Annotated in this window: 11 protein-coding genes; all 11 read left to right on the top strand. The window is 48.9% G+C overall.

From position 1 onward, the window contains the following. Positions 1–75: 75 nt before the first annotated feature. Positions 76–1,035: a hypothetical protein gene (locus tag H7C18_RS13305; protein WP_185129564.1), complete on the top strand. Its 960-nt coding sequence runs from the start codon at positions 76–78 to the stop codon at positions 1,033–1,035. 15 nt (positions 1,036–1,050) lie between these two features. Continuing rightward, on the top strand, positions 1,051–2,016 hold the full coding sequence (locus H7C18_RS13300; protein WP_185129563.1) for a phage major capsid protein: 966 nt from the start codon (positions 1,051–1,053) through the stop codon (positions 2,014–2,016). A gap of 22 nt (positions 2,017–2,038) precedes the next feature. Then, positions 2,039–2,257: a hypothetical protein gene (locus H7C18_RS13295; RefSeq protein ID WP_185129562.1), complete on the top strand. Its 219-nt coding sequence runs from the start codon at positions 2,039–2,041 to the stop codon at positions 2,255–2,257. Positions 2,258–2,320: 63 nt separating this feature from the next. Then, complete coding sequence (locus H7C18_RS13290) at positions 2,321–2,611, top strand: hypothetical protein (protein ID WP_185129561.1); 291 nt, start codon at positions 2,321–2,323, stop codon at positions 2,609–2,611. 1 nt (position 2,612) lies between these two features. Next, the gene (locus H7C18_RS13285; RefSeq protein WP_185129560.1) at positions 2,613–3,203 is read left to right on the top strand and encodes a phage adaptor protein; all 591 of its coding nucleotides are present in this window, start codon (positions 2,613–2,615) and stop codon (positions 3,201–3,203) included. 3 nt (positions 3,204–3,206) lie between these two features. Beyond that, positions 3,207–4,829: a hypothetical protein gene (locus tag H7C18_RS13280; RefSeq protein WP_185129559.1), complete on the top strand. Its 1,623-nt coding sequence runs from the start codon at positions 3,207–3,209 to the stop codon at positions 4,827–4,829. Between the two features lie 9 nt (positions 4,830–4,838). After that, positions 4,839–5,957, top strand: coding sequence for a hypothetical protein (locus H7C18_RS13275; protein WP_185129558.1), 1,119 nt, complete (start codon positions 4,839–4,841; stop codon positions 5,955–5,957). A gap of 11 nt (positions 5,958–5,968) precedes the next feature. Next, a complete protein-coding gene (locus H7C18_RS13270) occupies positions 5,969–6,307 on the top strand; it encodes a hypothetical protein (protein WP_185129557.1) in 339 nt (112 codons plus the stop codon). Position 6,308: 1 nt separating this feature from the next. Further along, positions 6,309–6,467 carry a hypothetical protein gene (locus tag H7C18_RS13265; protein ID WP_185129556.1) on the top strand — a complete coding sequence of 53 codons (159 nt, stop codon included), beginning with the start codon at positions 6,309–6,311 and terminating at the stop codon, positions 6,465–6,467. Then, positions 6,457–8,076 (top strand): GumC domain-containing protein, encoded by a 1,620-nt coding sequence (locus H7C18_RS13260; protein WP_185129555.1) that lies wholly within the window; start codon positions 6,457–6,459, stop codon positions 8,074–8,076. The genes H7C18_RS13265 and H7C18_RS13260 overlap by 11 nt, the downstream gene beginning before the upstream one ends. A gap of 12 nt (positions 8,077–8,088) precedes the next feature. After that, positions 8,089–12,036 carry an LPD38 domain-containing protein gene (locus tag H7C18_RS13255; protein WP_185129554.1) on the top strand — a complete coding sequence of 1,316 codons (3,948 nt, stop codon included), beginning with the start codon at positions 8,089–8,091 and terminating at the stop codon, positions 12,034–12,036. Positions 12,037–12,048 lie beyond the last annotated feature (12 nt).

The raw sequence follows: 12,048 nt of genomic DNA, 5'->3' as shown, positions 1-12,048 counted from the left end.
TAGCCGTAGGGCGCCCCTTTCTCATACCAATTTGCGCCGAACACCCTTAATCGGACTCGGCAGGAGGTCATTTATATGCAAAAGCTACACCCTTTCTTCAACATGGATGAATCAGCGGCGGCAAGTTCCGGTGAATCGTATCGGGACATGTTCACGCGGCTGGATTCGGCGGATGATGTACAACCGGAAACGGACACGGACGCAGAAGTGGAAGAAGAAAGCGCAGACCTGGAAGACGGTGGATCGGATGCCAGTGAAAGCGACGACGATCCGCAGGAAGAGGACGGGACAGAAGAGGTTGAGGTTGAGGTAGAGGACGAGGACCCAGAGATCAGTTTGGGCGAAGGCAAAGCATCTGTTAAACGCTCGGAACTGATCAAAGGCTACCTGAGACAAAGCGATTACACCAAAAAGTCGCAAGAGTTGGCCACTCAGCGCAAAGAGGTTGAAGCTTTGTCCGAATCTCTCAAGCCTGTCAAGGAATGGCGCGATCATATGGACGCAAATCCATGGCTGTGGCAGCAGCTTAACACAGCAATCGCGCGGTTCAACGAGGAAGGCGTATTGCCGATTGAGGAGGTTTTACAGGACTCCCAGTATGGCAAGTACGTCAATCATCTCCTGGCCGAGAATAACCGGCTCAAGAAGGAGAACGAAACTATCAAGGGCGATTATGAGGGCGTCAAGCTGACGAGCGAGATGTCCAATCTTCGCACCGAACTACAGGCCGAGTACGGCGACCTTGTAACGGATGATTACATGCAACAACTCCAGGACCGGGCGAAGAATGAAAAGCTTTCAACCGCAACGCTTCGGGAGATTGCAGATGGTCATCTTGCCAAGGAGAAGTTGAAAGCCTCTGATACGTCCGTAAAGAAGGCTACGAGGCAAGCAGAGGCCAAGGCAGTACAAAAGCTGGCAGAGACACGCAAACGCGCTCCCGAGGCTCCTACGGCGCGAGCGACGGCACCAGCAAGCAAGGAACCAGACAGACGTGGCGGATGGGGCAACTTCTTCCGCAGCCTATCAGACTAATAGGAGGATGACCACATGGCATCTCATTTTGACAAATACTACGCATCTTGGGTGAACGAAATCCCCAAGCAAATGTACGACAACATCTCCCGGCGCTCGCCGACGATGAAAATGCTCATGAAGAACAAAAAGAGCTGGGACCAAGGCGGCGATACGATTCAACCGGCAATCGAGTACGCCTACGCCTCCAATGCGGGGTCCTATCGTGGCTATGACACACTGAACATCGAGCCGCAGCAAACCGTTACGGATGCAGAATTCCGGCGCAAGCAACTGTACGCATCGATCGTGTACAACGGCTACGAAGTCGCGTCGTCTCGCGGCAAGAATGCAATCTTCTCCATGGCTGAGATCGCCATGAACGGTGCAGAAACGGCGCTGTTCAACCTGATGGCAACGCAAATCTTCGCGGATGGCACAGGCAACGGCGGCAAAGACATTCTCGGCCTTCCGGCAGCCGTTGACGATGGCACCAACGTAGCAATCTATGGCGGAATCGATCGCACGACGAATACGTTTTGGAAAGCGCAGTATGACGATTCCATCGGCTCTATAACCAACGATATCCTGACGCAATACTACGTTGCTGCATCCCGTGGCGGTCTGCAAAACTCGCCGGACTTCATGGTTGCTGGATTCACCGCATGGCAAGCCGTGAACAAAGTCGTATCGGGTCGCTATGAGACGCATAGCACGGTCAACGACGCTGGCAAGATGTTCGGGAACCTCGGCTTCCCGTTCATCAACTTCATGGGCGTACCGGTTGTGTATGACGAGTATTGCCCGACAGGTGACCTTTACATGCTCAACTCGGATACAATCCAGCTCTGGACGGACCCGGTCATCAACTTCAAGCCGTCTGAACTGGTCAAGCCTCCGAACATGGACGCAAAGATCGGTCAAATCTTCTGGTCTGGTGAGCTGGTTTGTACGCAACCCCGCGCCAACGTTCACTTGAAGGGCATCACAGGCGCGGCCTAATACACTAAAGGAGGAATAATCAATGACACAAGCGAGTACGAACAGCACGTTCAAGAATCAAGCGCTGGCCAATGCAACAGGGGTTTCGTCCACGGCGAAACAGGAAATTACGGTCGAATTTTTGGCTGCTGATCCGGCAGACAAAGCGACCAACTTTCCCCGCATTTGGGTAAACACCACGACAGGTGCACTCAAATACACGGTCGATGGATCGACGGTCAAGACGGCGACAGTAACCTAAATAACCTTGGAACTGGGCGCGTCTTAGGATTGCGCCCTTTTTCCGTTTGAAAGGAGCTTTCCAATGTCCTACAACGTGGATCCAAAATGGTTGGAGGAAGAAGTATACGTCACAGCACAAGACCCTGTAACGCTTCGATTCGGTGGCATTGACTATGAGATTAATGGCAAGCCGACGATGCTTAAGCGTGGCGTCGCCTACCATTGGCAGCAGCAAGGTCACGATGTCCAAACATCAGACGTACCACAAAGTGAGATCGAGGCTAGAATTGTCTCCAATCCTCTCGAAGAGAACGATAGGGGCGAAGCTTTTCCGGGACTAAAGAAGCGCGGTAGACCGGCTAAGGGGGCATAACATGGGACGCACTCCTATTTCTGGCCTGATTGCAAGAGGTCAGAATCAAAACTCCTATAACAATTCCGGTATTGATACGCCGGCCAAGTGGGTGGACAGCTTTAACGCAGCTCTCCAAGACTTGGTTCAGGATATCGGGCTAAGGGCTATGGTGGAAATCCCCTACGTACCTGGCACGACATCCTATCAACTTCCTGATGACTTCTTCGAAGTCGAACAGGTTTGGGACAACTTCTGGTGCCGGTTCTATCCGCGTCAGGACATCGATCCTGCTATCTGGAATTATGGTCCGTACGGATTCGATATCTCGTTCGATGGAACGCATCACAACATTGATTTTGGGACGGATATCTCATCGACTACGTTCAGAGTATACTACATTCGATACCCGGCGCTACTTACGACATCAAACATCAACGTAGATACACCAGAAGTTCCAACGATTGGTGAGAATGCGTTGATCCTTTATGCGATCGCAAAGGGATTGCGCAACAATAATCAACCGGGCCAAGCCACAAACTTGGAGCAGATGTACGAGAACGAGCGAAAGAAGATCAGGGATGAAGCACAGCGAAGGCGGATCGGGGGATAAGGTATGGGACGGATGGATATTAACGGCAGTCCAACTGTAACGATGGAAATCAACGGTTTCAAGGGGATTAACAATGCGACGCAATTCAGCCAAATAGACATCCGTCAGTCCCCCAAGATGCTGAATCTGCTGCCAGGTAAGGTTGGAGGACTGCGTAACCGTGATGGTACAAGGCCGCTAACGTTTTTCCCTACGCCTGGACTGAAACGGATGGGACGATTGAGGAAGAATCAATCAACTACTATCGTAGCCGCAGCGAATACAACGCTTTATGAATACTTGTCAAATTCCTGGACTCCTGCGTTCATGAATGTGTTCCTTGATAGTCCGGATATTGATACGGTGCAGTTTAGGGATTCTAGTGCAAATGAAGTGCTTATTATCACTGATGGCGGAGGATTGAAATATTACGATGGTATTTCAGTTTCACTGGTTCCTCCTGCCCCTAACGATCCGTCGCCAAATCCAGTGAATGACCTTCCGAATATTAATACAAATAATCCACCAGTAGGCATCACTACACACAACAATAGATTAGTTATTTGGCCAAACAACAAAGATATCATTTTTCATTCGAGGCCTGGATATTACGATTACTTTCCCGCGAACGCGTTCCAGCGCTTCGTTAACGATAACGATACCATTCAGACGTGTATATCGTTCGGTTCATCGCTTCTTGTTTTCATGCGTCGCTGTATCGGCGTACTGTTCGGAGACGGATACTTAGGGACCGATCAGGATTGGTATCAAGACTTTCTAGACACCACAGACGGATGCGTAAACGGTCGTAGCGTTCAGATCGTGGTATTCCCTAACGGGGAAGAGAGAGTGTTCTACCAGACCGACAAGGGTGTCTCAGCGGTATATAACGTGGACACTAAATCACTTGATAACTCAACCCGTCTGGCTACCGTAAGCATGACGGATACAAAAATAGATTGGAATGCGCTCGGCATTACAAAGGCCGAATGGATGGGTGCTGTATCGTACTTCTATCAGGGACGATATTGGCTTATCTACAAGCAAGGAACAACCTATCAAGGACTAGTGTACGACACGACATCCAACGAATGGTTCCCTGTCAATAACATCGATGCCAACGATTTTTATGGGGGCACGATTGACTCAGATACAAGCGACGATTATTTGTGGTTCATTACGGAAGCCGGACATCTGAAACGATTCCAAGACTTCCCGGCTATTGGCGTTGCAAACTATGACTATCAGGACATCAACCTTTTAACGGGAACGCCGGTCCAATGGGAATGGTATTCGAAACTCATGAATCCACAGATAACCGGGTTTGATCACTTTTGGGACATTCTCATGATCGAGGCCCAGCAATTCGAATATGACTCCGTGATAAACGTCGAGGTCAATACATTTAACGACCGGTTCACACAGCTACGAGCGGTTAAGACGGAAATCATGATTGTGAACGTATCTGTAATCGGACAGGCACAGATCGGAAACGACAACCTTACAGACATCATCAATAACGCCAAGCGCATAAGGGCATTCGTCAAGGGCCAATACGCGCAAGTGCGGCTATGGAACGATGATGGAATGCCAGCAGAAGTATTTGATATTCGGTTTGAAGTCAGGCCACAAACTGCATACGGATGAGGTGATGAGATGCCCGCAGGACCGGTCAATAGAACATTGTTAGAAAGTTATTATCAGAATCCCGGACAAATCTACGATGACACCATGACAGAAGGGGCATATGGTGTCCTTGCTGATCAGATTGACCAGAATTATTACCAACTTTCGAGTCTGATAAATTCCGGTGTTTTGTCTCCATACCTAGCCAACATGAACGCACAAGGATTTATGAACTCTAATTTCGATATCTGGCAGCGTGGAGACAGTTTCACGGGGACAAATATTTATACTGCGGATCGCTGGGTAATCGGTAATGGTGGGGGAACTACAACAGTAACGAAAGTTTCTGTCACTCCAGGAGATGCGTTCAGCCCATATAAATACTTCCTCAGGTTCAGTCAAACATCGGCAGGAACATCAAGTCCCACTTTGGCACAGCGTATTGAATCTGTTCGAACATATGCAGGAATGACGATTTCCGTCCGTGCAAGAATTCGATCCGTTGGTGCTGGACCATATACAGTAGGGGTATTTGCGATTCAATATTTTGGCACGGGCGGGAGTCCGTCATCTGCGGTAAATACGCATATTGGTGACATCGTTGTGACAAATGATTTACAGGATTTAGTAGTTAGCGCTACTTTACCAACAGTTGTTGGTAAGACAATCGGGACAGACAGAAATGATTATTTGGCAATTCAATTTAACATGCCTTCTAACTTTATTTTTGATATGGATTTTGCCTACGTCCAAGTGAATATCGGTGAGTCTGCACTACCTTATCAACCGCGAAGCATCGGAGAAGAGTTACTACTGTGCCAAAGGTTTTACGAGAAAAGCTATGATCTATCAACTAAACCCGGAACTGCTGTTTCGCTCGCTGGATCTGACATGGGTGGGGCCCTAGATACAGCGTCGCTAACCTTTAGCACTCCATTTAAGGTTAGGAAGAGGACTAGCCCCACAATACAGGTATATGCAGACGACGGAACCGCGGGAGCGATTAGAAACGTATCTACGAGTTCTAACGTTACGTCGGCGGTAATTGGCCAATATAACGAAAAATCATTCAGAGTGTTCTTCAATACCTCTGTCCTGACTGCCGGAAACTTGGTGGGTTATCACTGGACAGCAGATGCCGAACTGTAGGGAGGGCCAACATGGACGGAAACAAGTTATATATCCGAATTGACAATCAACAACGGATCATAGACGGATATGCGGAATGGCAGACAGAGAAACGAAACGATGATGAGATACTGATTACCGAATCCGGACCTCGTCAATTTAATCTTTATTGGGCAGATTCGTTGTACGTTGAGGATGGAAAGTATAAAGGACAATACCGGTTTAAATGGACGGATGGACAACGAGTGGAGAGGACGCAAGAAGAATTGGACGCAGAATGGGCAGCGCGTCCGCCTGCTCCTCCTTCACTTCAAGATCAGATCAACCAAATAACGGTCACGCTCGGAGACTTCATCTTAGGGGGAATGTGACATGTCATTTTGGGCGCAATATGTAGTCGCTAAAGAGGAACAAGGTGTCAGTCGGGCCGATTCGCTTGCGAAGATTGAAGCGAAATACGGCGCGGAATTCCGTGCGTCAATAGAAGCAGAACTCCCTAAGCCGGAGGAAGGTGTAACGGATGGCAATTAGCTCTACAATTCAGGCTGAACTCCAACGTAAAGCCGCTGCGGGAATACCGCTCACAAACCCTACAGCAGAAACAACGGCGGCCTATAACGCCGCTAAGGCCAAATTAGCGCCAGTCAATAACACAACTACCAATACCAACAATGTAGCGGTTAAACCGGCTCCTACGGCCCCTATAGCTAATGCTGCGACGGGCGGAACGGCAAGTGCTACAGGATACGGCGGGGCTACGTATGGAACAAATGGCGCTACTAACGCGGCCATTCTTGCGAATCAGAACAAGTTGGCGACCGATAAGAACTTTCTACAGTCCGAAATAGATCGTACCCTACAGACCATCAAGGACCGGGAAGCGCAGGGGCTTGATACTTCGGCACAATATAAATACCTGAATCAAAACTTGGGATACAACAATACAACGGGAACTGGCGTAGGAAGCCTGAATGGAACGAACATTTTCAATCCTGGATCCTATGGCGGCTACGATCCAACAGCCGAAGAACAAGCCTATCTTGCCAATCAGATTGCAGCTTACAACGGACAATCGGATGCCGCTAAGCTCGCCGCACAATATGGGATCGATCAGAACAACGCCGCTTTGAATGAACAGTTAGACAAACTCAATCAGCAAAAGGCAGTAGACACGAACGCAGCTCAGGAGCTTCAAAACAGGCGCGGCGGATTCTATAGCGGGGGCCTTGATACGCAATTGGCGTCTATCGATTCGGGCTATGCCAATAACGTGAACACGCTGACCAGGGACGTAGCAAGCCGCAATCAACAATTGTTGGACCAATATGGTAATATGGCTAATACGATTGCGGAACAGATCAACAACTTACAGCAGAACGCGCCGGATATTCTGCGTTCGAGGATCCAAGATTGGATCAATAACGAGCGCAATTATGGATTGGACTACGCCAACACATTCGGCAGTTTGAACGGGAAGCAGACGCTAGGGGCGGAGGAACAGCAGTTTAACCAAGATCTTGCGAACCGTCAGCAAGACCTAAACGAGCGGCAACAGGATTTGACCGAGACGCAAGTAATGGCAGAACTGACCGGGAAGCTTCCGGACGGAACGCCCACGAATCAGTATCAACAACAACAGTTGGAGAATTACTGGACCGTTGCGGATCAGACGGGGGTTATTCCGAACGTGCTGGCGGATATGTATGGATTGCCACACGGTACATCGACATTTGAAGCAAAACAAGCAGCTATTCAGAATGCGCAACAACAGCAACAAATCGGAATTTCTGCACAAAATGCCCGTACATCTTCCGCCAGTGCAGCTAATTCTGCTTCTAACGCTCGTTTCAATCAGCTTATGGACGTTTGGCAAGCGACAGGCAAGGCACCAGCGGGATTAGAACAGTATGGGATTCAGGCAGGTCAGGCGTTGCCGACAGAATCTAAACCAACACCGCAATCATCTCTTTCGAACAAGCAATCTACGGATAATCTAAACCAAATCCTAGATGACTTAAGTGATCCAAACATCACGAAAGCGGAGGCGCGACAACTGCTAAATGCAAATGCCGCCAACCTAACCGATTCGGATTACAAGAAATTGAGCGATGAAATAAATTCACGCACCTTTAAACAATAGGCGGTGAATAGAATGGTTGTACGTCTTAAAGATATACGGACCGGTACGGACGAGGAGCAAAATAACAGAGGCCTCGTCCGTCTTTCTGATATCAGGACTGAGGAAAACCGAGCAGAATACAAGCAGAAAAGCGATAAGTTAAAATCCGTCGGCCTGGACAACGCGAGCGTGATGAATTCGTTCAAGAACATGGCCGCGAATCCAAGTGCGATTAAGGCGCCTACTACAAAGACAGAAGCAACGACGACCAAGAAGTCATCCGGCATAAAGGGACTTGCGGATAAGATCGGACTGACAAAAGATTTGAAGCTCCTAGGACAGGCTGCAAGCGACGTATTTAACGCTCCGGGAAATCTGATTAGGTCGGCCGACAAGTCCGCTCAGAACCTCGTTACGAAGCTGCCAGGGGCCAATAAAGGTAAACCTTTGTATGATAATGGTGAATCAATTGGCCAGCATCTGCAAAGCACGATCGGAAAGACGAATATTCCGGGTGTTACGAATGGGCCAGTTGCAAACTTTATACGTGGCGCGGCGGATGCTTCCGACTTTGGCGTAGGTCGTGCTCTTGATGAAGTATTGGGCAATCAACAGGCATTGCAGGGGCGCAACACAAAAGCAGCTCGGGTCGGCGAAATCGCGGGTACGGTTGCTCCGCTGGGTGCTCTCGGTGCTAGTCTAGTTTCCAAGGGCGTAAAGGCGGCAGCGAATAGCCTTAAGGGAACGCTTGAAGATGTAACGAGGAATCAGCTTCAAGCTCTTAAGGCGGCGAATGTGAAGGAAATCCCATCACGTCTTACGGTTCCTGGCGCACAGCAACAACTTGATAAGGTCATGGAAGAGATTCGACCAATCGTCACGGAACGGATTACGCCGCCGCTGGAGAATGAAAATGAACTTGCAAAATGGGTGCGGACGAACTTCGATCCGAATATCTCGTTGAACGAGGTTCGCAAGCTCACTTACAACGACCTTCATGACATGGCTTCCGAGTTGGCAAAGCGTCCGGACTTCACCTATAACGAAGCCGTCAGAGTCGCCGGAGAGCGCGGATACGACTTGCCCGCATTGTTGGAGGGGAAAGGGAATACGATCGCTCAGAAAGGCGCACAGATACGAAGTCAACGCGCATACGGGGTACGTATGGATGAACTTCCAAGTGTTCGACGGAATGGCCCGAATCTCACGCTTCCGGAAGTACAAACGCAGCCCAATAACATGAGTTGGTTTCAACGTTTATTTGGTAATCAGGGGTTAGGTATCACGGCTGGCGGTGGTACTGTAAAAATCGGTACGCAACAGCAGATTGTAGGAAAAGCAATCAAGAACGATACTGAAGGCATTACGAACGCCGTTAAAACCGCCGGGCGTAACACATATCAAACACTCGTTGACTCGCTCAGTCCGATTAAACGTGTATTCGGCCAACAAGCCTATGACATCGCCATGGATTCGAACCGTGCAAGCAATCTTGCAAACACGATTATTCACGATAAATTCGTGGATCCGGAAGGCAATGTACTCGGAAAAGGGATGTCGGAGATATTTAAACAGATTCCGCGCGGACTGGATAATGAGGCGGTTGATTACCTTATCCTCCGAGACGCTAAAGACCGGGTAGGGCGCGGAGAGAAAGTCTATGAAGATCGTCTTGGCATGAACGATGTCACGAAGATCAATCAACGGATTGCAAACTATGAGGCTAAATATCCAGCATTGAAGAACCTTGGGACTGATTGGGACGACTTTACACGGAATATCCGCCAAGTGTACGGGCTTGATTCTGGATTGTTAAACGCTGATCAAGTCGCCGCAATGGAAGCAGCTCGCCCGAATTACGCGCCGATGCGGCGGCAATTCAAACTTTCTGAACGTGTTAAACGTTCATTTGGTGGAACGAATACCGGATTCAGCGGACAAAAAGCACCGATTCAAGCAGTATCTCCAACCGGTTCGGCTCGTAAGATCGTGGATCCGCGTCGGACAATGATGGAAGCAACCCAAAAATGGGTTCAAAACAGCATGAACAACCGGGTCATGCAATATATCGGTGATGAAGTTATGGCAAATCCCGACGCCTTAAAGGACATTGCAGAAATCGTTCGGACGGAAACAAAGACGGCCCCCAAGCTTGCTAAGGCTTTTGCAGATGCAGACGAACTGAAGGATGCAATTGCTAACGGTAATGAGGAAGAGTTCCTAGATGACCTTTCGAAACAATTCCGGAAGCTATTCGATAAGTCTAAAGCCGGCGACGATACGGTTCTAACGTACATGAAGAACGGTCAACCGGTGGCGATTCGAATCAAGGATCCGGAGTCTATTCGGGCACTTGCTTCTCTTGGTCCGCAACAAACCGGAGTAATCGTAAAGGCGCTTGGCGCACTTAGCAACCTTACGAAACGATCGGCTACCGGACTGCTGGCTCCGCTATTTGCGGTCCGTCAGCTTACCGTAGACTTACCGCAAGCATTGATCCAATCACCTAATGCAGTTGCACATTTGGGCGACTATGCTCATGCATTAGTAAGCAGTATGGTTGAAGCAATTCCAGGACTCAGAAAGACGAAATTAGCCGATCTTGCGAACGATTTCCGGCGTACTGGTGGCGTCTATTCATCTCTTCTCAAAACGGAAAAAGGCGTAAACAAGAGCATGAAGTCCTTGAAACGTAACGCCTTTCTTTCGCCTGAAGGAATCGCCCAAGGAGTGACATCAGCCGTTAAGGCTCCGTTTAAGGCTTTGGAGAAATTCGGGGATGTTGCAGAGAATCTGAATCGTATGGCAGCTTTCAAAGGCTCTATGCGCTCAGCAGGAGGTGTCAGGACACCCGAGAATGTACGTGATGCTATTACAGCGGCTAGGGAGATAACAACGAACTTCTCTCGTAAAGGAACCGCGGCGAAAGAACTGGAAAGCCTGATTCCTTATAATAACGCTGCTGTACAAGGTCTGAGACGCTTCCTGACGGCCTATAAGAATCATCCGATCAAAGCGACGATTGGTACACTATCGCTTGCTGTAGCGCCGAAAATGCTTGAATACGCAACGTTCGGAAATGATCCAGACTATCAAAATATTCCGGCTCGCGACCGTTACCGCAAATTGTTCATTGCCAAACGTCCGGATGGTTCTTTTGTAAGTCTCCAGATGCCGCCAGAGTATAACGCAATAGGCGCTTTCACAGAAGACCTGATGCGCCGATTTATCGGAGACGATCCACAGTCCATGAGAGGCGTTGCAGACGCCTTAATGAACGCTTATACACCTCCTGCGGTGGCTGGACTGGCGCAAGGTATTACGCAAGGTGGCGGACTCGATCAAAGCATATGGGGCGGAATCAATGCCACATCGCCGGGAGCCATAATTGGAACGGCAGCAAACCAATCCTTTACCGGTTCTCCAATCGTTCCGCAATCCATGCAAGACGTTTCGCCACAATTTCAATACGATGAAAAGACGACAGCGGCGGCGAAAGAACTTGGAAAGGCGCTTAACTGGTCACCCAAGAAAATCGATTATCTGCTCAGGCAGTACACGGGTGATATTGGCCGCTATATCCTGCCTCTTACGTCTACAACCGGCAGTGCAGATACGGTTAAGTCGTTGGCAAAGAACTTCATCACGGATCCGGTTTATACGAATACTTTAGCAGATCAGTATTATCGTGCTAAGGATCTTGTAAGCAGAGTAGAGGCCGATAATAAAGCAGTTGGTAAGGCGCTGCCGTCCTGGTATTCAGACAATATCCATAAGCTGATATCATCTACCGCTAAGGGAACAACGGGTGCACAGCTCAAAGAACTGAATACGCAGAAGAAAGCACTTAATGCCGATAATACGATGAGTATTGACGAAAAGGCTCGGAAGCTTCGAGATATCCAAATGCAAATCAATAGCATTTATACGGACATTTTATCTCAATTAGAGGAGGCAAAAGTACCAATAACCGGAAGATAACTATTGACACTT

It is taken from the genome of Cohnella zeiphila (assembly GCF_014212055.1).
GTDB lineage: Bacteria > Bacillota > Bacilli > Paenibacillales > Paenibacillaceae > Cohnella > Cohnella zeiphila.
This window is presented reverse-complemented; position numbering and strand designations above follow the sequence as displayed.

Excerpts from the sequence above, each read along its gene's own strand:
- H7C18_RS13305 (WP_185129564.1), top strand. The coding sequence starts at position 76 with ATGCAAAAGCTACACCCTTTCTTCAACATGGATGAATCAGCGGCGGCA.
- H7C18_RS13300 (WP_185129563.1), top strand. The coding sequence starts at position 1,051 with ATGGCATCTCATTTTGACAAATACTACGCATCTTGGGTGAACGAAATC.
- H7C18_RS13295 (WP_185129562.1), top strand. The coding sequence starts at position 2,039 with ATGACACAAGCGAGTACGAACAGCACGTTCAAGAATCAAGCGCTGGCC.
- H7C18_RS13290 (WP_185129561.1), top strand. The coding sequence starts at position 2,321 with ATGTCCTACAACGTGGATCCAAAATGGTTGGAGGAAGAAGTATACGTC.
- H7C18_RS13285 (WP_185129560.1), top strand. The coding sequence starts at position 2,613 with ATGGGACGCACTCCTATTTCTGGCCTGATTGCAAGAGGTCAGAATCAA.
- H7C18_RS13280 (WP_185129559.1), top strand. The coding sequence starts at position 3,207 with ATGGGACGGATGGATATTAACGGCAGTCCAACTGTAACGATGGAAATC.
- H7C18_RS13275 (WP_185129558.1), top strand. The coding sequence starts at position 4,839 with ATGCCCGCAGGACCGGTCAATAGAACATTGTTAGAAAGTTATTATCAG.
- H7C18_RS13270 (WP_185129557.1), top strand. The coding sequence starts at position 5,969 with ATGGACGGAAACAAGTTATATATCCGAATTGACAATCAACAACGGATC.
- H7C18_RS13265 (WP_185129556.1), top strand. The coding sequence starts at position 6,309 with ATGTCATTTTGGGCGCAATATGTAGTCGCTAAAGAGGAACAAGGTGTC.
- H7C18_RS13260 (WP_185129555.1), top strand. The coding sequence starts at position 6,457 with ATGGCAATTAGCTCTACAATTCAGGCTGAACTCCAACGTAAAGCCGCT.
- H7C18_RS13255 (WP_185129554.1), top strand. The coding sequence starts at position 8,089 with ATGGTTGTACGTCTTAAAGATATACGGACCGGTACGGACGAGGAGCAA.